This is a genomic window from Mesorhizobium sp. M7A.F.Ca.US.010.02.1.1, assembly GCF_004023085.1.
GTDB lineage: Bacteria > Pseudomonadota > Alphaproteobacteria > Rhizobiales > Rhizobiaceae > Mesorhizobium.
Genome location: NZ_RZRV01000039.1, coordinates 43,948 through 63,004, shown reverse-complemented (window position 1 = coordinate 63,004; position 19,057 = coordinate 43,948). Strand labels below are relative to the sequence as shown.

At 63.2% G+C, this 19,057-nt stretch carries 20 protein-coding genes, 1 tRNA gene and 1 pseudogene; 10 read left to right on the top strand and 12 right to left on the bottom strand.

Annotation, left to right across the window (positions count from 1 at the left end):
* The 5 genes from EOA19_RS28215 to EOA19_RS35455 form a co-directional block, all read left to right on the top strand.
* Window positions 1–621, top strand: a 621-nt coding sequence (locus tag EOA19_RS28215) for a beta-ketoacyl-ACP synthase 3 (protein ID WP_128305468.1), incomplete at its 5' end; no start/stop codon positions are given.
* 103 nt (window positions 622–724) lie between these two features.
* The gene (locus EOA19_RS28210) at window positions 725–1,048 is read left to right on the top strand and encodes an integration host factor subunit alpha (protein WP_013532231.1); all 324 of its coding nucleotides are present in this window, start codon (window positions 725–727) and stop codon (window positions 1,046–1,048) included.
* A gap of 124 nt (window positions 1,049–1,172) precedes the next feature.
* Window positions 1,173–1,712, top strand: coding sequence for a MerR family transcriptional regulator (locus tag EOA19_RS28205; RefSeq protein WP_023810244.1), 540 nt, complete (start codon window positions 1,173–1,175; stop codon window positions 1,710–1,712).
* A 91-nt stretch (window positions 1,713–1,803) separates the two neighbouring features.
* Window positions 1,804–2,106 (top strand): hypothetical protein, encoded by a 303-nt coding sequence (locus tag EOA19_RS28200; RefSeq protein ID WP_128305467.1) that lies wholly within the window; start codon window positions 1,804–1,806, stop codon window positions 2,104–2,106.
* A gap of 86 nt (window positions 2,107–2,192) precedes the next feature.
* Window positions 2,193–2,342, top strand: coding sequence for a hypothetical protein (locus EOA19_RS35455; RefSeq protein WP_164893064.1), 150 nt, complete (start codon window positions 2,193–2,195; stop codon window positions 2,340–2,342).
* A gap of 527 nt (window positions 2,343–2,869) precedes the next feature.
* Here the strand turns inward: EOA19_RS35455 and EOA19_RS28190 are convergent.
* A complete protein-coding gene (locus EOA19_RS28190) occupies window positions 2,870–3,484 on the bottom strand; it encodes a hypothetical protein (RefSeq protein ID WP_128305466.1) in 615 nt (204 codons plus the stop codon).
* Between the two features lie 283 nt (window positions 3,485–3,767).
* Here EOA19_RS28190 and EOA19_RS28185 point away from each other — a divergent pair, with 283 nt between their 5' ends.
* Window positions 3,768–4,052, top strand: coding sequence for a helix-turn-helix transcriptional regulator (locus EOA19_RS28185; RefSeq protein WP_127320647.1), 285 nt, complete (start codon window positions 3,768–3,770; stop codon window positions 4,050–4,052).
* A 178-nt stretch (window positions 4,053–4,230) separates the two neighbouring features.
* Entirely contained in the window at window positions 4,231–4,692 is a 462-nt protein-coding gene (locus EOA19_RS28180; RefSeq protein ID WP_128305465.1) for a YbaK/EbsC family protein, read from the top strand.
* A gap of 119 nt (window positions 4,693–4,811) precedes the next feature.
* On the opposite strand, the gene EOA19_RS28175 is transcribed toward EOA19_RS28180, so the two are convergent.
* The 5 genes from EOA19_RS28175 to EOA19_RS28155 all read right to left on the bottom strand — a co-directional run bounded on the left by EOA19_RS28175 (window position 4,812) and on the right by EOA19_RS28155 (window position 9,544).
* Window positions 4,812–4,888 (bottom strand) — tRNA-Pro (locus EOA19_RS28175).
* Window positions 4,889–4,944: 56 nt separating this feature from the next.
* On the bottom strand, window positions 4,945–6,213 hold the full coding sequence (locus EOA19_RS28170; RefSeq protein WP_128305464.1) for an O-antigen ligase family protein: 1,269 nt from the start codon (window positions 6,211–6,213) through the stop codon (window positions 4,945–4,947).
* On the bottom strand, window positions 6,210–7,745 hold the full coding sequence (locus EOA19_RS28165) for an undecaprenyl-phosphate glucose phosphotransferase (RefSeq protein WP_128305463.1): 1,536 nt from the start codon (window positions 7,743–7,745) through the stop codon (window positions 6,210–6,212). The genes EOA19_RS28170 and EOA19_RS28165 overlap by 4 nt, the downstream gene beginning before the upstream one ends.
* 94 nt (window positions 7,746–7,839) lie before the next feature.
* Window positions 7,840–8,970 (bottom strand): glycosyltransferase family 4 protein, encoded by a 1,131-nt coding sequence (locus EOA19_RS28160; RefSeq protein ID WP_128305462.1) that lies wholly within the window; start codon window positions 8,968–8,970, stop codon window positions 7,840–7,842.
* Between the two features lie 10 nt (window positions 8,971–8,980).
* Window positions 8,981–9,544, bottom strand: a complete 564-nt coding sequence (locus EOA19_RS28155) for a polysaccharide biosynthesis/export family protein (protein WP_013532220.1) — start codon at window positions 9,542–9,544, stop codon at window positions 8,981–8,983.
* A gap of 258 nt (window positions 9,545–9,802) precedes the next feature.
* Here EOA19_RS28155 and EOA19_RS28150 point away from each other — a divergent pair, with 258 nt between their 5' ends.
* Complete coding sequence (locus EOA19_RS28150) at window positions 9,803–12,073, top strand: exopolysaccharide transport family protein (protein WP_128305461.1); 2,271 nt, start codon at window positions 9,803–9,805, stop codon at window positions 12,071–12,073.
* A gap of 46 nt (window positions 12,074–12,119) precedes the next feature.
* Here EOA19_RS28150 and EOA19_RS28145 read toward each other — a convergent pair whose 3' ends face one another.
* Entirely contained in the window at window positions 12,120–12,956 is an 837-nt protein-coding gene (locus tag EOA19_RS28145) for a GNAT family N-acetyltransferase (RefSeq protein ID WP_023810260.1), read from the bottom strand.
* A gap of 4 nt (window positions 12,957–12,960) precedes the next feature.
* Entirely contained in the window at window positions 12,961–14,184 is a 1,224-nt protein-coding gene (locus EOA19_RS28140; protein WP_023810261.1) for a GNAT family N-acetyltransferase, read from the bottom strand.
* Between the two features lie 91 nt (window positions 14,185–14,275).
* On the opposite strand from EOA19_RS28140, the gene EOA19_RS28135 reads away from it, so the two are divergent.
* The gene (locus EOA19_RS28135) at window positions 14,276–15,334 is read left to right on the top strand and encodes a polysaccharide deacetylase family protein (protein WP_128305460.1); all 1,059 of its coding nucleotides are present in this window, start codon (window positions 14,276–14,278) and stop codon (window positions 15,332–15,334) included.
* Between the two features lie 15 nt (window positions 15,335–15,349).
* On the opposite strand, the gene EOA19_RS28130 is transcribed toward EOA19_RS28135, so the two are convergent.
* Window positions 15,350–15,565, bottom strand: a complete 216-nt coding sequence (locus EOA19_RS28130) for a DUF2842 domain-containing protein (protein ID WP_023810263.1) — start codon at window positions 15,563–15,565, stop codon at window positions 15,350–15,352.
* Window positions 15,566–15,762: 197 nt separating this feature from the next.
* Here EOA19_RS28130 and EOA19_RS28125 point away from each other — a divergent pair, with 197 nt between their 5' ends.
* Window positions 15,763–16,854, top strand: a complete 1,092-nt coding sequence (locus EOA19_RS28125) for a COX15/CtaA family protein (protein WP_128305459.1) — start codon at window positions 15,763–15,765, stop codon at window positions 16,852–16,854.
* A gap of 19 nt (window positions 16,855–16,873) precedes the next feature.
* Here EOA19_RS28125 and EOA19_RS28120 read toward each other — a convergent pair whose 3' ends face one another.
* The 3 genes and pseudogenes from EOA19_RS28120 to argC form a co-directional block, all read right to left on the bottom strand.
* A complete protein-coding gene (locus EOA19_RS28120; RefSeq protein WP_128305458.1) occupies window positions 16,874–17,191 on the bottom strand; it encodes a hypothetical protein in 318 nt (105 codons plus the stop codon).
* Between the two features lie 78 nt (window positions 17,192–17,269).
* Window positions 17,270–18,113: pseudogene (locus tag EOA19_RS28115) on the bottom strand (aminoglycoside phosphotransferase family protein).
* The gene (gene argC / locus EOA19_RS28110; protein ID WP_128305457.1) at window positions 18,110–19,036 is read right to left on the bottom strand and encodes an N-acetyl-gamma-glutamyl-phosphate reductase; all 927 of its coding nucleotides are present in this window, start codon (window positions 19,034–19,036) and stop codon (window positions 18,110–18,112) included. The pseudogene EOA19_RS28115 and the gene argC overlap by 4 nt, the downstream one beginning before the upstream one ends.
* Window positions 19,037–19,057: the final 21 nt, after the last annotated feature.

Sequence of the window (19,057 nt, the reverse complement as noted above, 5' to 3'; positions counted from 1 at the left end):
TATGCCGTGACCACCGCCGATCTCTACATCCGCGGCGGCCTGGCCAAGCGTGTCCTGGTGATCGGTTCGGAAACATTCTCGCGCATCCTCGACTGGAGCGACCGCTCGACCTGTGTGCTGTTCGGCGACGGCGCCGGCGCCATGATTCTGGAAGCAGGCGAGGGGGCGGGCACGATCGCCGACCATGGCGTTCTGGCGGCCAGCCTGCGCTCCGATGGCACGCACAAGGACAAGCTTTTCGTCGACGGCGGGCCGTCGACCACGGGTACGGTTGGCCATCTCCGGATGGAGGGTCGCGAAGTCTTCAAGCATGCGGTCGGCATGATCACCGACGTCATCGAGGCGACGTTCGCGCAAGCCGGTATCTCGGCCGATGATCTCGACTGGTTCGTGCCCCACCAGGCCAATAAACGAATTATTGACGCTTCCGCCAAGAAGCTCGGGATAGCTGAGCAAAAGGTGGTGGTTACGGTCGATTTGCACGGTAACACCTCGGCTGCTTCCGTGCCGTTGGCGCTGTCGGTGGCCGTCGCCGACGGCCGCATCAAGAAGGGCGATCTCGTCCTCCTGGAAGCGATGGGGGGCGGCTTCACCTGGGGCGCTGTCCTGGTTCGCTGGTAAGTGCCGAACGGTCCAGTTTCGGTCCTTGACCTTGACGGATCAATTACTTAGGCTCTGCCGTTGTTGTGCCGAATTTTATGTTTTGAGCTGATGGGACGGTCGCATGGGGGGAAAGACACTTACGCGCGCCGACCTTGCCGAGGCAGTTTACCGGAAGGTCGGCCTGTCGCGCACTGAATCGGCCGAGCTCGTCGAAGCGGTGCTGGATGAAATCTGCGAAGCCATCGTGCGCGGCGAAACGGTGAAGCTGTCGTCCTTCGCGACATTCCACGTCCGCTCCAAGAACGAACGCATCGGCCGCAATCCCAAGACCGGCGAGGAAGTGCCGATCCTGCCGCGTCGGGTGATGACCTTCAAGTCGTCGAATGTGCTGAAGAGCCGTATCTTGCGCTCCCATCAGAGCGGCAAGGCCAAAAGCGGCAAGTAGTCCATTGCGCGGTTGAAAACTGCCGCCGCCATGACGCCGGGCTTGAATATTGCTTCATAAACCGCTGAAATAAGCCCCGATTCGGCAGGTAGGCCGGATCATCGTCCAGCGTGAGGATTCGCCCATGGACAAGAGCCCCGACGCCTTTCGTACCATCAGCGAGGTCGCCGAAGATCTCGATCTGCCGCAGCATGTGCTGCGTTTCTGGGAAACGCGTTTCAACCAGATCAAGCCGATGAAGCGCGGCGGCGGCCGTCGTTACTACCGGCCGCAGGATGTCGAACTGATCAAGGGCATTCGCCACATGCTCTACGACCAGGGCTACACCATCAAGGGCGTGCAGAAGCTGTTGCGCGAGAACGGCAACCATTTCCTGGTTGCCATCGGCAATGGCGACATGGCCGCCGTCGAGGCGATCTCACAGCGAAGGCAGGCTGACCAAGTGCCGCTGACGCCAGCGGCCCAGCCGCGTGGCATGGACGACGAACTGGTCGGCCAGCCGCGGGTGAAGCCCAGCCGCCGCTTTTTCGGCCTGGGCAAGAGCGACGAGGACGGTCCGGTGCAGCCGGATGCATCGAAACTCTCGCGCGACAACAGGGCCTTGCTGCAGGAGGCGCTGTTCGACCTCCTGGAATGCAAGCGCCTGCTTGACCAGGTGCGCTGACCGCAGCCCGACGCGACATCGATAGTTCGAAACCGGAACCCGTCTTCGGGTGAGGCGTTACGCTTCCTTCTGCAAGTGAAGGAAACATACCATGGCATCATTTTCGACCCTCTCGGACATCGATCTCGACAGGCAGGTCGCGGTTCTCAGCAAGGAACTGGCCAGCTTGAAGAGGGCTGTGGCGAGGCGAGGCGGCGCCTACTACGAGGACGGTCGCGATGCCGCGCTCGACACCTATTCCGATCTTGCCGGCCGCCTGCACGATGCCATGCCGGCAATCCGCAAACAGGGCAGGGTGATCGAGAAGTCGGCCCGCGACCATCCGGCAGCTGCCGCCGCAGTGGGCCTTGTGGTGCTCGGTCTTGTCGCCAGTCTGCTGTTCAGCCGGCGCTGAATTCTAAAACCCAAATCCCACAGATACGAGCAAGAAGAAGTGACGGCTCGCCCTAAGGTGATCCGTCATTTTCCTTGCGAGCGGCCATGTCTGTTGTCGCTCCGGCATCTGGCGAGGAGCGTGTCGGCATAGAGGCGCCCAACACCTCTGTGTCGCCGGCGCAGGAATGCGGATTGGTCAAGCCGCCAGAGCCGCTCGATTCGCCGGTGAACGCCGGATTGGTGGTGGTGCCATAGCCAGCGCCGGGATGACGATCTCACCGGCGTCGCGCATTGGATTTGCGTGAATTGTCGATCCGCGATCGAGCCTCGCGGGGCGGAGTAGCCGGCCTTGGACAGGAAGCCAAGGCCGGTCTTCTCGGTGGCGGTCTGCGGAGCTTAGGCCTTGTTTCCGATCACATGGTGGTGGTGGCGGTGATGATGGTGGTGGCGGACATGGTGGCGATGATGATGGTGGTGACGATGATGCTTTGCCATCGGGGCGGCATCCGCACTCGTCGCACCGATGACGGGCACCGTGAAAGCCAATGCAACTGCAAGCCCGAGGGCCGAGAGGAGGGACTTCTTCATGGATCGTTTCCTTTTGTTTCGCGGGCGTATGGATCGGGGCGATAGCCCGGCCGCCGCGAATGGAATTACGCGCCTGAATTTTTTCGTCAGTATTTCCCGATTGTAGAATTTTGTTTCTGTACTGTTTCTGCCAATTCAGCCTCCTGCCACCATGCACGGCAAGATCGAGAGGCGGCCATTGGCCGCCCGTCCCACTACATCGGCGGCACGACGCCGTTGTTTCCGACCACGACGCGGCTGGCGCTCAGCGCGCCGTCACTGCCCCGCTCAGCGGTGACAAAGACCGTCGCACCCGGCTTGAGGTCGGTAGGCGTCGCCGGCGCGAAGGTCACGACGGGCGTGGTGTCGGGGATCGAAATCTTCTTGGTCTGGCCATTGTCATAGGTCAGGGTGACGGATCGCCCGCTTATATCGGTAACGTCGGCGACGGTGCCGTTGGTCATCCGGCTGTTTGGCTGCAGGTCCCAGGGACGGTCGCCCTCGCCAGTGCCTTTCAGCGCGGCCGGAAAGACCACCACCTCCAGGGCGCCGCTGCCGCCATCCGCTTTCGAAACGGAGGCAATGCCGAGGAAATCCCCCTGCTTGATGTCCTTTGCCGAGGCGTTGGCGACGCCCGAGATCTTCCAGCCAGCCTTGAGCTTGATCGCGTCGGTATCGCCCTGGCGGGTTTTCACGGTGAGCAGCGTGGGCTCAAAACTGACCACCGTGCCGCGCACACGCAGCGCGTCTGCGGCTTGGGCGGCGCCCGCGCCGGCGACGGAAAGGCTGGAAATCGTGCCGAGCACGACCATGAATGTCTTCAAGTTCATTGCAAAAATCCTTCCGGGAACGAGCTGGCTGGAACCGGATGGTTTCACGCCAGCGACCCGGAGATAACGAACGTGCGCGGCGAAACTGCCGGCAAAAGGCCGATCGGACCTTCAAAACAACTTGATCGCGACGTGTACGCGAGAGGGCCGCGCCAGGCGCCTGGTTCACGATCCCGTGACGGCCCTTTTGGCTCTTGGCAAATCGCCGGCGAGAGGGCATCTTCCCGACCGTCTCAGGCAACACTCCTCATTTGATCAAACTCTTTCAGTCATGGAGTTGCCAATGCCCCATAATGCGAAAAGCGAACCCCACTCCGAACCGGCAACCAACGGGAGCGGGCCAGATTACAACACCCTCAGAGCGATGCGGGAGACCCGCGGTTACAGCGTGGAAGAGCTCTCCCTGACATGCGGCCTGGCGGTGGACGAGATTGAGGATATCGAAAGCGGGAGAGTGACCGACCCGTCGAAGCTGCGTCGTATTGTGTCCGCGCTTCACCTTCCCCAGGAGGCTCTGATCACCCCGGCTGCGCCGACGCCGGCGGCGCAAGGTCGATCGCTGGCGTAGATCCGCACCATGCATTCCAGAGAACCCGCCAAGGCCCCTTGGCGGGTTTCTTTGTACCTGCCGCAGCGCTTTGCTTCAGCCTGGCACTTGCCGATCTGTCTATCGCACGTGCCTATGCGTCTGGCTGCTGGACCGTAATCCGCCGTCCATAACGTTTTTGAACCGTCGGTTTTTCGATATGAGCCTGGAATCCGTTCGTGCCTTCTTCGCCGCCCATGCGCCGGACATCCATGTCATCGTCACGCAGGCGAGCTCGGCGACGGTGGCCCTGGCGGCCGAGGCGCATGGCGTGCTGCCGGCCCAGATCGCCAAGACGATCTGCCTGCGCGTCGGCGACCGCACCATGCTGGTGGTGACCAGCGGCATCGCCAGGCTGGACAACCGCAAGTTCAAGGACCAGTTCGGCGGCAAGCCGCGTATGCTCGACGCCACCGAGGTTGTCGAAGCAACCAGCCATCCGGTCGGCGGCGTCTGCCCGTTCGGCCTGCCGGCGCCGCTGCCGGTCTATTGTGACGTGTCGCTGCGCGAATTCGACGAAGTCGTGCCCGCTGCCGGCGCCACCAATGCGGCCGTGCGGATTGCGCCGCAGCGCATGGTTGAGCTCATTGGGGCTGAATGGGTTGATGTGTGCCAAGGGTAGAGTTGGCGCCCAAGCCGGAGTTCAAATGGGAGAGGACATGGTTGCCCAGATCCGAGATTTGGCCGGGCTGACCGGGGCATCTGGAGGGGCGGACTTCGGGGGCAAGTCCTGCTTTGAATTGGTCGGAGTGGCCGGATTCGAACCGACGACCCCTTGACCCCCAGTCAAGTGCGCTACCGGGCTGCGCTACACTCCGGACCGGTCGCGATGTATCGTGATAACCCCGTGCGGGTCAACCGAATTCCGCGACTTTTATCCCGCTGCGATTGCCGGTGCCGGCGAGCCCTGCAAGGCAGGCCGCAACAGCCGCTGATGGCTGTATTCCAGCGCGATGGCGCCCCAGATCAGGCCGAGCAGCAGATAGACGTGGCGCCAGTGGTCGATGTCGATGAAGGTGCCGAGCCCGATATTGCCGATAAAGGCGACATAGGCGCACAGGAGATAGGGCTGCCACGGCCGGTCGCGCAGCAGGATGCGGAAGCCGGCTGCTATCGTCCATAAGACGAGCGCCAGGAACGACACGAAGCCGAGCCAGCCATAATCCATCAGCATCTTCAGCCAGATGTCGTGGGTGTCTTCACCGAAGATCGTGCCGAAGACCAGCGGGCCGATGCCGAACGGATGCTCCATCGCCATTTGGAAGCCGATGCCGTAGCGGGCGAAACGGCCGAGGCGGGCGGTGTCGTAGCTCTGCTCGAGATGGGCACGGTTGGAGAACATCTCCGAGACGCCGGGCAGCTGCAGGATGACGATCATGGCGACGACCAGCAGCGCCAGTGCTGCAATCGTCATCACCACCACGCGCAGCCGGAACATTCCGCTGGCGCTCTGCAGGAACAGGCAGCCGGTGAGCAGGACGGCCGAAACGGCGAACATGCCCCAGGCACCGCGCGAGAAGGAAAAGAAGATGCCGGCGGTGATGATCAGCAGTGGTACCGCCAGCAGCGGCATGCGTGTCACCGGTCCGGTCAAAAGCAGATAGAGCAGATAGATGCCGGGCAGCACCAGGAAGGGGCCGAACACGTTCGGGTCCTGGAAGGCGCCGGCGGCACGATCGTATTTGGTGAACATCTCCGCGCCCGGAAAGGCATGGAAGTAGCCTGCAATGCCAAGCAGCGAGGTGGCCACGGCCGAAACCACATAGGCAATGAAGATCAATCGGTAGAGGCCCGGCTGTACGGCGGTGATCGATGCGAAGAACACCGCGCTGAAGGCGAGAAACAGCGAGACGGCGAGATAGAGCGGTGTGTTGGCGAGGTCCGCCATCTGCGTCATAGAGATCATGCCGCCGATGTTCATCGTCACCAGCAGCACCAGCAGCGGCGTGGCCGCGCGGGAAATCCGCAAGCCGAAAAGCGCACAGATGGCGATCAGCCCGGCCATGTAGAGCTCATAGGGCGCCGGCTCGCTGATGACGAAGCCGGACAGCAGAATGCCGAGGAAGACCGCGCCCGAGGAAATCAGCGCGACCAGCTTGGCGTTGACCGCCGCGCGCGGCAGATCATGGCTGATCGCGCTCAATAGGCGTTTTCCGTGTTGAGCAGCCGGAGCGGCGTGAGGAACAGAATCCGCAAATCGAACAGCAGCGACCAGTTCTCGATGTAGAAGAGATCATACTCGGTTCGCATGCGGATCTTCTCGTTGGTGTCCATCTCGCCGCGCCAGCCATTGATCTGCGCCCAGCCGGTGACGCCGGGCTTGACCTTGTGGCGGGCGAAATAGCCGTCGACAACCTCGTTGTAGAGCAAATTATGCGACTGTGCGGCGATGGCATGCGGGCGTGGACCGACCAGCGACAGCGAACCCAGCAGCGAGTTGAAGAACTGCGGCAGCTCGTCGATCGAGGTCTTGCGGATGAAGCGGCCGACGCGGGTGACGCGCGGGTCGTTCTTGGTCACCGTCTGCTTGGCGGTCGGATCGGCCTTGTCCGTATACATCGAACGGAACTTGTAGACCTCGATGATCTCATTGTTGAAACCGTGCCGCTTCTGATGGAACAGCACCGGCCCCTTGCTGTCGAGCTTGATGGCGATGGCGGTCGCCAGCATCACCGGCGAGAACACGACGATGCCGATCAGGCTGAAGACAATGTCGAAGGCGCGCTTGGCGACCGAATCCCAGTCGTTGATCGGCTTGTCGAAGATGTCGAGCATCGGCACCGCGCCGATGTAGGAATAGGCGCGCGGGCGAAACTGCAGCGCGTTGGAATGCGCCGAAAGCCGGATGTCGACCGGCAGCACCCACAGCTTCTTCAGCAACTGCAGAACGCGCGATTCGGCGGTCAGCGGCAGCGATACGATCAGCATGTCGATGCGGGCGATGCGGGCGAATTCGATCAGTTCCGAAATGGTGCCGAGCTTGGGGTAGCCGGCGACGATGGGCGGCGAGCGCTTGTCGCCGCGATCGTCGAAGATGCCGCAGATGCGGATATCGTTGTAGGGCTGCTTTTCGACCGAGCGGATCAGGATTTCCGCCGCCTTGCCGCCGCCGACGATGACGGCGCGCCGCTCCATGCGGCCATCGCGCGCCCAGGCCCGGATCAGCTTCGACATCACCAGCCTGAGGCCGAAGATGAGAACGAAGCCGATGACGAACCAGCTGCCGAACAAAAGGCGCGAATAGTCCTGCGACATCTTCATGACGAATGCCGTCAGCGCCATCAGGGCGAAAGTGCCGGCCCAGACGAGCAGCACGCGGCCGAAATTGGCGATGGGCCGCATCAGGGCGACGATCTGGTAGCAGTCGGTGACGTCGAGCAGCACCACGGCAAGGAACGAGCCCGCTGCGATCGTCACCGGATATTGCCAGGCGAGATAGTTGAAGAACCCGACATAGTGGAAATAGACGGCGAGTCCGGACAGGAACAGCAAGCCGAATTCGACCATGCGCAGGACACCGCTGACCATGATCGGCGACATCGTATCGCGCCGGTACTGCGAGGCGACCTGGCGGGCGACATCGTTCATGCCGCTTGGCGTGTCGCCGTCGGCCGGGCCGTCGAATTTACGCACCGCCTCTGCTGAAAAGCGGCGCGCGGGGTCGATCTCGTTCATGAGGGCTTTCCGCAAGCTTCCCCCCGGTCATAGCAAAAGAGAGCTAAGAAACCCTTGAAACAACGCATGGCTTTGGAACGGCTTGGTCCTGCGCCTACGTGTCGAGCGCGGCGAAATAGGCCTTCTCGATGTCGGCGGCCATCACATCGGCGCCGAAGCGTGCCTTGAGGTTGGCGCTATCGGGCATCAGGTCGCGATAGGCGGCCGGGTCGGCCAGCGCCTGGCTCATCCTGTCCGCGAGCTCGATCGGGTCAGGTCGGATCAGGGCGGGGGAACCGATGTCGAATATCTCCGGAATGCCGCCGACCGCGGTTGCGATCATCGACTTTCCCGCGGCAAGCGTTTCCAGGACGATATAGGGCATGGCTTCGGCGCGCGAGGGAACGATGATAAGCGCGGCAAGGGCAAAGGCCTCCCTGGCCGGCATCGGCGGCAGGAAGCGGACATGGCGCTCGAGCCCGAGGCGTTTCACTTGCCCGTGGTAACGCGGAAGGTCGTCGCCGTCGCCGACCATCACCGCGGTCAGCGCGCGGCCGAACCGCGGGCCGGCGAGCGCCAATGCGTCGATGAAGATGTCCGGTCCCTTCAGGTCGCGCATCATGCCGATATAAAGCAGGTCGGCTGCGTCCGGCGCGGTGATCACCGGCTCGAATTCAGTGGCGCGCAGGCCGTTATAGACGAGGGTGTTGGGAATGGGCGGCTCGCCTACCTTGTGGCGATAGGTCCGCCGCTCATAGTCCGAGACAAACAGCAGATAGTCGGTGAAGCGAGCCATGAAGCGCTCGAGCGCGAAGAACAGCTTTCCGGTGGTCGTGTTCTCGTCATAGTGGAGCGAGCCGCCATGCGGCGAATAAAGGCGGGCTACGCGAGACCTTGATACCCGCAACAATGAGCCGAACAGACGGGCATAGGCGCCACCCTTGGCGCCGTGCCCATGCAGTACGTCCGGCCGCAATTCCTTGATGATCCTGTACGTGCGCCAGGCCGAGGCAAGGTCGCCGGGACCGACGTGGCGCTGCATCGGCGTGCGATGAATGCCGAGCGCCAGCAAGTCCTTCATCTGCTCGAACAGATGTTCCTCGAACGTGCCGCCTGTCGTCGAATCGCAGACGATGCCGACGGAATGCCCGGCGGCGACCTGCGCCTCGGCCAGGTCGCGCACATGCCGGAAAATTCCTCCGACGGGTGAGCGAAAGCAATGGACGATCCTGAGCCTGTCCGCCACTTGGTATCTGTCAGAACAGACGTTCGCGGACGTAGACCGTATCGCCCGGCAGCAACGGGTCGGAGGTGACCACGCGGCCGGTCATCACCTTGCCGTTGATGTCGCGGGTGATGTCGACGCTTTCCTGGTTGGCGCGCGGCGTGAAGCCGCCGGCAATGGCGATCGCCTTCTGCACCGTCAGGCCGGGAACATAGGAATATTGGCCGGCGGCACCCACTTCGCCCATGACGAAGATCGGGCGGTAGCGGTCGATCTCGACCGAAACGTCGGGATCGCGCAGATAGCCTTGCCGCAATTTGTCGGCAATCTCCTTTTCCATTTGCTGCGCGGTGTGGCCGCGCGCTGGTATGGCGCCGACAAGCGGGAAGGAGAGATAGCCGGATTGATCGACGCTGTAGGTGTTGGTCAGCCCGTCCTGCTCGAACACGGTCACGCGGACGCGGTCGCCGGCGCCAAGACGGTAGGGCTGATCGAGCACCTCATGGAAGGCGGCCGGCGTCGGCCGGTAGCTGGAACAGCCAGCCAGCATCGATACGGCAAGCAGCGCGCGAAACAGGGAAGCAGTGCTTTTCATGGCCGGACAGGTACCTTCGACTGGTCGCTGCAACGTCGCAGCAACTCTAGGGATCGAGGTCCGTTATCATCCTGTTAGGGTTAATGGCCGGTAAAGGGAGCGGCCGACACGTGGCGCATCGGCAAGAGTTTTTGTGATTTTTGGCGGTTTTGTTTGTCACCCGCCAGTAAACCCTAACGGAAACTTACCACGATCTTAACGGCTGAGTTACCATAGTTGTTTACGGTGCGTGCTGACCCAGTATCGGAGTAGGGATGCATGTCCGTTCAGTCCGCGGCCGCAGATGTCGATGTCGATCTCAGGCAGCTCTTCGCCAGCCTGGCGAGGAACTGGCTGCGTATAGTCCTCGTCGTCCTGTTGGCAACCGGGCTGGCCTTCGCTTTCGCCTCGCTGGCAACCCGGCACTACAAAGCCGAGACGCAGGTGGAGATCGCGCCGCGCGAATCCATCTACACGCGGCCGGCCAGCAACAACAACGACACCGACAAGCCTATTCTCGACGAACAGGGCGTCGCCACCCAGGTCCAGATCATTTCCTCGAACGAAATCCTCAAGCAGGTCTCGCAAAAGCTCGGTCTGGAAAAACTGCCCGAGTTCAATGAAGCGCTCGACATGTCGGCGCTGAGCCGCGCTCTGGTCCTGGTCGGCCTGAAAAGCGACCCGATGGAAATTCCGACGGAAGAGCGCGTGCTCAAGAAAATGCACGAGAAGCTCAACGTCTATGGCGTCGAGAAGACCCGCATCATTGCCATCGAGTTCTCATCGGAAGATCCCAAGCTCGCGGCCGCCACACCAGACGCGATCGCCGCCGCCTATATAGCGGGGCAAGGGGCGGCCAAGCTCGAATCGAACAGCGCCGCGGCGGACTTCCTGGCGCCGGAAATCGCCGACCTGCAGCGGCAGGTCAAGGATGCCGAGGCGAAGGTCGCCGCTTATCGCGCCCAGTCCGATCTTCTGATGGGTGGCAACAATTCGGTGCTGGCCACCCAGCAGCTTTCAGAACTGTCGAGCGAACTGTCGAAAGTGCGCGCCAACCGCGCCGCTGCGGAAGCGACCGCCGACGGTGTGCGCAGGGCGCTGCAGAATGGCGGTTCGCTGGATGCCGTGCCGGAGGTTCTGTCATCGGACCTGATCCAACGCTTGCGTGAGCGACAGGTCGAATTGCGCTCCAACATCGCCGATCTGTCGACGACACTGCTTGGCAATCATCCGCGCATTCGCGCGCTGAAATCGCAACTGTCCGATCTCGACGCGCAGATCCGCAGCGAGGCCCAGAAGATCATGAAAGGCCTGTTGATGCAGGCCGAGACCGCAAAGGCCCGCGAGAACCAGCTTGTCGCAGACGTCAACACGTTGAAGGCCGCTTCGGCGCAGGCCGGCGAACAGCAGGTCGATCTCGACGCACTGCAGCGCGACGCGACCGCCAAGCGACAGCAACTCGAGCTCTACCTGACCAACTACCGCGAAGCGGCATCGCGCCAGGATCGCAACTATCTGCCGGTCGACGCCCGGATCGCCTCGAAGGCTTCTGTTCCCTCCGAGGCCTATTTCCCGAAGGTCGGGCCGATCGTCGGCGCGGCTTTCGCCGCATCGCTGCTGATCATGGCCATCGTGACGCTTCTGCGGGAGCTGTTTTCAGGCCGCGCGATGCGGCCGGCGAGCGGTTCCCGTTTCGAACGGATCGATGAGGTCGCAATGCCCCGTGTGGCGCAGGCGCCGGTCGCCAAGCCATTTCTCCGCCAGGAGCCTGCCGTTTTGCAGGACCCCGTCGTTCGCCAGGAGCTGCCTGAACCTGCGGATGAAGCAGATGCGGAGCCCTATGCCGCCGCGATGCCGGCCATGGCCGAGGCGCCGGATGTGGTCGCAATGCCCGCAACTGCGGCGACAGAGCAAACGGCTGTCGGGCCCGAACCGGCGCGTTCCACCTTGGGCGAGATCGATATCGAGAAAGCTGCCGAAAAGCTGATCTCCAGCGGTGCGGCGCGCGCCATATTCGTCTCGCCGGAAGGCGACGAGGCGGCTGCATCCGCGATCCTGGTGGCGCGCGAGGTCGCCGACGCCGGGCTGCGCGTGCTGTTGCTGGACCTCACCGCGTCGGGGGCCGCCTCGCGGCCGATGCTGGACAGCGGCCTTTTCCCGGGCATCACCAACCTGCTCGCTTCGGAAGCGCAGTTCAGCGACGTCATCCACGCCGATCTCTACTCGGACTGTCACGTCATTCCCGTCGGAACCGCCGATCCGGTTCGTGCCATGCGTGCCGCCGACCGGCTGCCGATCATCATGCAGTCGCTGACGACAGCCTACGACCTGGTCGTGGTCGAGTGCGGACCGGCCGACGCGCAAGGCATCGGCCGCCTGACCGGCGATGCCACCGAGGTCTTTCTCTCCATGCTGGAGGCCGACGATGAGGTGACGCAGGCTGCGGTCAAGCTGATCGAGAACGGCTACCCCGACCTGACGCTGGTGACGCCGCTCGGCCACGAACCGCCCGGCAATCCGGTGCCGGGACGGCGCACTGCCGCTGCCTGAGGGAGCCGCGGATCGCTTGGCGGAACCGTTCTGCGGTTCGCCCGATCTATCCCAGTTCAAGCGTCGTTACGCCGAACACCCTTTGCAGGTCCAGTTCCGGGGCAGGACCTTTGTACATGCGCGTGGTGGTGAAGGTCGGCGCAAAGCCGGCCGCATCGAGCGCAGTTATGAAGCCGGTGTTATCGGCGGGGACGTCGATGTGCAGCTCGCCGCCCTCACAGGCACCGGCCAGTCCCTCCAGGAGTTGCAAAGCGGTTTCCATGTCGTCGGCAAACAGCGGGCCGATCTTGAAGCCGGATCGACAGCGGCGCGCCACACCAAAGCCGGTGACGCCGCGCGAACCGATCGCCGCCAGTCCATGATGCGGTTCCTGCAGCCATCCCTGCAGGAAGGCCCATCGTGACGCCGGAAAACAATGGGAGTCATAGGCGACGATGTCGGACAGGAGCTGCTTTGTAATCATCCGCAGCCCATCGTCCCTGACCGCCGGGCCTGCCTTGCGCCCGGTGAAGCGGATGGTCTCGTAGGCCGGTGCGAAGCCCTTGCGCCGGTAATTGGCCTGCTGCTCGGCGACGCCGTCAAGGCCGACGGTCCGGCCAACGAGCCTTTTCATGCCGGCGTCCCACACCGTCTTGCCGTAGCCCATGCCGCGCATGTCAGGCCGGGAGATGTAGAGGCCGATGAAACCGAATTCGCTTCCATAGGCCACGGCCGAAATTGCCGCAGCCATGTCGTCGCCGACAAAGGCGCCGATGAAGCCTTCGGGGTCCGCCGCCTGGAGCATCGCCGGGTCTTCAAGACCTGGGTTCCAGCCTTCCGCGGCCGCCCAGTCGACGAGAAGCCCCAGTTCCTGCAGGGACAGTGTGCGGATGATCGGCTTCATGGCGTCAGCTATCTTCTTCCGAGGGCGCTGCCTGACCGGCGGCTTTGCGGCGCAGCACCTTGGTCAGCTTCCAGATCATCGGGCTGTTCTTGACGAAGGCTTTCAGCCGCGCGCCTTGCCGAAGCGTCAGCGCCAGCATGCGGCCCTTCACGGTCAACGGGACCAGCACTTCGAAATGCCGCGTTTCGATATCGCACCACAGCCGCTTGTAAGGCTCATCTCCGACCGAAAAGTCATAGACCTCGAAACCAGTCTCGCAGGCTTCCTGGATGTTGTCGAAGAACAGGAAGTCGCCGGGGCTGGCGTGCCCGAGATCGTCCTCGGCGATCGCTCCGAATTCGCAGATCAGGCGTTTGCCCGAGCGGCTTGAACCGGTGATGGCGCGCAGCTTGCCGGCAACCGCGAGTCCGTGCAGCACGAACGAAGGCTTGTCCTCGGCAAGCGCCTGCATGAACAGCGCGCGGAAGAAGCCGCGTACCTGCGCGTCGCCAAAAACATTGGCGATGCCCATCTTGCGGAAGCGGAGCTCCTTCATCTCGAAGAAGGCGTCGAGCAGCGTGTCCACCTCGTCGGGGGTGCGGGCCTCAATGCGCCGATAGCTGCCTACGGCCTCGAATTTCCGGATCTGCGACCGGTGCTTCTTGCGTTTGCGTTTGCCGCTGGCGCGGGAAAGCAGCGCATCGAAGCCGCCGGCGAGATCGACGGCTAGCGACAGATTGGGGCTGGAAAAATGGTCGAGCGATGCGAGCGGATTGGCGACGCCGTCGAGATCGGGCAGCAACCGCTCGAGCGCGACCAGATCGATGTCCGGGCGTGCCTTGGCGATGGCCGCCAGTACCGATCGGAGGGCCGGTATATCCGCCTTGGCCAGCCAGTTCGGGTCCGCGGCGACGAAGTTGCCGTTGGCGTGGCGCCCACCCATGAAGCGGGCGATCCGGAACAGCCCCTTGGAGGCAACCTCCAGCGCCAGCGAAAAAACCGGTTTGCCCTCGACACTCAGCGTCGCGACAAGCAGGTCCGGTCGTGTCTCGGCCGCCCAATTCTGGACCCAGGCAGCACTCTGCGCCGGCCCAAACAAAGCCGAGCGGCAGAACTCGGCATAGGCCGCGAGTCCGTCCGTGGACGCCACTGAAATCGACAGGTCGGCATGGTCCCGTGGCAAGGCCCGCGACGATGCCTCGGTCGCCGCAAGCCGATTGCCGTCAAATGACGCAGTTGCGTCAACCATACCTCAATCCTTAGGGCGTATTGATCGCGATTTGGGGGTTCGCATAGGCGCATTCCGTGCTTGGATCAGCCTAGGCGCAAAAGGTGAATGAATGATCGACGGCGGGGAGGCAATCCGGAAACTGGCGCTGAACGTCGCCCGCTATACCGGCCTTGCACCGCTGGCCAAGCCGTTCATCGGCGGCATTGGCGCCATCCTGATGCTGCACCGTGTTACCGCGACGCCGGAAAAGCCGGACAGCGTCAACCGGCATCTGAATATCGCGCCCGGCTTCCTTGACGCCATGATCGCCGACATGAAGGCGCATGGCTATGCCTTCGTCTCCATGGACGAAGCGGTGGAGTGCATCAAGGTGGGCGGCAAAGGCGGTCAGTTTGCCACGATCACCGCCGACGATGCCTATCGCGACAACATGGTCGAGGCGCTGCCGGTGCTCGAGAAGCACGGCGCGCCGATCACCATCTATGTCGCGCCCGGGCTGATCAACGGCACAGCCGACCTGTGGTGGGACGTTGTCGAGGACATCGTCAACGCGCGCGATACCCTCACTCTGACGCGGCTGAACGGTCCCCTGACAATCGATTGCTCGACCCCCGCGAAGAAGCTGCAGGCCAATGCACGCCTGCACGCCTATCTCACCGCCGAAATCCGCGAGGAGGACCTGCAGGCTGTGTTGCGTGACCTAGCTCGCGCAAACGGCATCGACTCCGACGGCCCACGCTTGCGCACATTGATGAGCTGGGATGAAATCCGTCGCATCGCCGCGCATCCGCTGGTGACGATCGGCGCCCATACGATCAACCACAGCAACCTGAAGCGGCTCTCCGAAGCCGATGCCCGGCACGAGGTTGGCGCCGTGCGCGCCATGTTGCAGGCCGAACTGGGCGAAATGCCCCGCCATTTCGCTTATCCCTATGGCTATGCCAGCGCCGTCGGCTGCCGCGAAGTGGGCTTTGCCCGCGACGCCGGCTATACCTCCGCCGTGACGACGCGCCACGGCGTGCTGCGCGCCGAGCATGCCGGGTTCCTGCACGCCTTGCCGCGCATCTCCGTCAACGGCCGCTACCAGAGCCTCGCCCACATCCGCACCATGCTGTCGGGCGTGACGACGCCGCTCGCCAACGCCGGCAAGATGGTCGTCACCATCTGACGCTGGCGTTTTCGCCTAGCGCTTGGCTCTCGGCTCCAGCATCAGCCACTTGATGATGCCCATCGCCGGCAGCACCCAGAGCAGGCCGCTGAGCAAGAAAAAAAGGAAATGCACCCACGGACCCGACTCCGACAGCCGGGCGACCGCGAAGATCGATGCGACCAGCGCATAGACAATGACCAGCGCCACCAGCAGAAACATTCCGATCAGCTTTTTCAGGCGCAGGGGCATGGTGGTCTCCTGATCGAGCATGCCGGAATTCGCACAGGCGGCCTGGCCGGCTCAAGGGGTATTGGCCTCGCATAGGCCTTGAGGCGAGACTGTGCAACCGGTGAGACGCGGCGCGACGGCGTGCCGCGCCGTATGGTCTTGCCAGCACGGGTGCGATGGTCCACCAATCCGCCAAATCAACCTGCCGGGACAAGATCATGGCTGCCATATCAGCTGCCGCGCCATACGTTGCCCGCGACCGCGACCTGCATAACCGGGCGCTGCTGCGCGGCTGGCTCTATGTGGTGCTTCTGGTGCTGTTTGCGCTGGTGCTGGTCGGCGGCGCCACCAGGCTGACCGATTCCGGCCTGTCGATTACGCAGTGGAAACCGATCCACGGCGTGATCCCGCCGCTCAACGATGCCGAGTGGCAAGAGGAATTCCAGCTCTACCAGCAGATCCCGCAATATGCCGAGCTCAACAAGGGCATGAGCATCGAGGCCTTCAAGTCGATCTTCTGGTGGGAATGGGCGCACCGCATCCTGGCGCGCAGCGTCGGTCTGGTCTTTGCGTTGCCGCTGCTGGTTTTCTGGGCGACGCGCCGCATCGAGCGCGGCCTGGGCCCGAAACTCGTGGGCATTCTCCTGCTCGGCGGCCTGCAGGGCGCCATCGGCTGGTGGATGGTGGCTTCAGGATTGGTCGACCGCGTCTCCGTCAGCCAGTACCGGCTGGCGACCCACCTGACGCTTGCCGCGCTGATCTTCACCGCCACCATGGTGGTCGCGCGCGGACTGGCGCCGCATTCCGAGCCTGCCGCCGATGGATCGACGCAGAGGCTGGCCGGCTTCATCGTGCTGCTGGCGCTGATCCAGATCTATCTCGGCGGCCTGGTCGCCGGGCTTGACGCCGGCCTCAGCTACAACACCTGGCCGTTGATGGACGGCAAGATCATCCCGGGCGATCTGCTGATCCTCGAGCCGGCATGGCGCAATTTTTTCGAGAGCCCAAAGACGGTGCAGTTCGTCCATCGGCTTGGCGCCTACACGGTATTCGTCGTGGCGTTGTGGCACGTGATCGCCACGCGCCGGCGGCTGCCTGAAACAACGCATGCGCGCCGCGCGACGCTGCTGTTCTTGGCTGTGCTGGTGCAGGCCTCGATCGGCATCGGCACGCTGCTGATGCATGTGCCGCTGCATATGGCGCTGACCCATCAGGGATTTGCGCTCATCGTCCTGGGGTTTGCAGCCGCCCATTGGCGCGGCACCAAGGGCGCCTATCCCTTGCCGCACGAAATCGCACGCAGGGCCTGACCTCGAACCGATCGGCCAACTACATCCAGAATTCGTTTGTAGATGTCGTCTTCTCGCCATCGAATTCCGCCTGCCGCAACGCCGCGGCGGACGGCGCGGACTGGTCCTGAGCGGCTTTGGCTACCTTGTCGGCGGCCTTGAGCGCATCGAGCCTGGCCTGGGCCACGGCGATATCCTGCTGCACCTGGGCAGCCTTTACCTGATCCGTGATCGCCTTGGCCTGGTCTTCCAGGTCCTGGATCTGCTTTTCGAGCGCGGCCTCCTGGGCTGCATTGCTCGAGGAATTCGACGAGGAATACTGGGCTGCCTGGGAGGAACCCGAAATCGCGCTGACCATGACAAATCCCGAAGTGGAGCCGAGGCCAGTCAGTAGCCCATCGCTGTGAACAAGCGATTACCGCGCCGCAGCCCGCGATCAGAAGCTTGCCCGCACCGCCCGGATCGCCTCGGCGATCGACAATTCGCGGCTCTCCTCGACCTCATTGTCGTCCTCATGATGCCAGGCAGCCGACAGGCAACCATAGGCGATGGCATGATCAAGGACGGCTGGTGGCGTCTGGCCCAGTGTTTTGGCGAAGATCTCGGCCATATGCGCGATCCGCTCCGGATCGAGGCAAAGCTCGTCCCGGTCGAGCGGGTTGTAGAACATGTTCGCGGCGTCGAAGCCGGGGTCGCCGAGAACGCTCTTCGGATCGATCGCCAGCCAGCCGCGCGGCCCGTGCAGGATGTTTTCGTGATGCAGGTCGCCGTGCAGGGGCCTGATATCGTGCGGATTGGCCAGCAGTCGATCGGCGATGATGGCGGCCTCGACATAGAGGCTGTCATGGCCCGAATCGCGGTCGATTGTCGCCTTCTTGAACAGGCTTGAAAACCGTTCCCGGAGCGGCTGAAGCTCGGGCGGGAAGGGGTCTTTCCCCTGTGAAAAATAGTTTCGCCATCACCTCGGCCGCGATTTCGGTGGCGGCGTTGTCGCCCTGTTGGTCGAGCACCTGCTCCAACAAGGTCTCACCGGCATATTCGAGCAGCATGCTGTGGCCGTCGCGGCCGAGCAGGCGCACCGCGCCTTCGCCGCGTCGCCAGGCGAGATAATGCTCGCCGCGCAACTCGTCGGCGACGTCGTCGAAAGGCTTGAGCGCCTTGACGATCGCCGGCGAGCCGTCTGCGCGCAAAACCTTCCAGATGCGGCTCGAAAAGGTCTCGGCAATGAGTTCGGGTGCGCTGACTTTCCAGCGCGCCGGAAAGGCGGGCGTGTCCATCAGAGGCCGAGCATCAGATCCATGTTCTGCACGGCGGCGCCCGAGGCACCCTTGCCGAGATTGTCGTAGACCGCCAGCAGCAGGGCCTGCGCCCGTTTGTCATTGGCGAAGACATAGACCTTCATCCGGTTGGTGCCGTTGTAGACCTCGGGATCGATCTCCGGCATGCGCTCCGAATGCGCATAGGGCGCCACCTCGACCACGCCGCCCTTGATAGCGGCGAAATGGTCGGCAATCGCCGCATGCAGTTCCGCACCGGTCGGCACATGGTCGAGGCCGCCAAGCTGCAACGGTACGACGGTGATCATGCCTTGCGCGAAATTGCCGACCGCCGGCTGCATGATCGGATCATGCGACAGCCTGGCATAGGCCCTCAATTCCGGCACGTGCTTGTGCTGAAGGGTGAGGCCGTAGGGCAGGAATTCCGAGGCGTCCTCGCCCTTGGCGATATAGTCCTCGATCATCGGCCGTCCGCCGCCCGAATAGCCCGAAATGCCGTTGACGGTGATCGGGAAATCCGCCGGCAGCAAGCCGGCGGTGACGAGGGGCCGCAACGTCGCGATCGGTCCCTGCGGCCAGCAGCCTGGATTGGCGACGCGTTTTGCCGAGGCGATCGCCTTTGCCTGGTCCTTGTCCATCTCGGCGAAACCATACGCCCAGCTTTCCGCCACGCGATGCGCGGTCGACGCATCGATGACTTTGGTGGTGTCGTTGGCGATCAGCGAGACGCTTTCCTTCGCCGCGTCGTCGGGCAGGCACAGGATCGCGACATCGGCGGCGTTGAGGAACTCGGCGCGTGCCGCCGTTTCCTTGCGGCGTTCGGTCGGGATGGAAATGATCTCCAGATCACTGCGCTCGGTAAGCAGCGCCCTGATCTGCAGGCCTGTGGTGCCGTGTTCGCCGTCGATGAAGATTTTCGGTTTCATGGGTTGATCAAATTCCTTGAT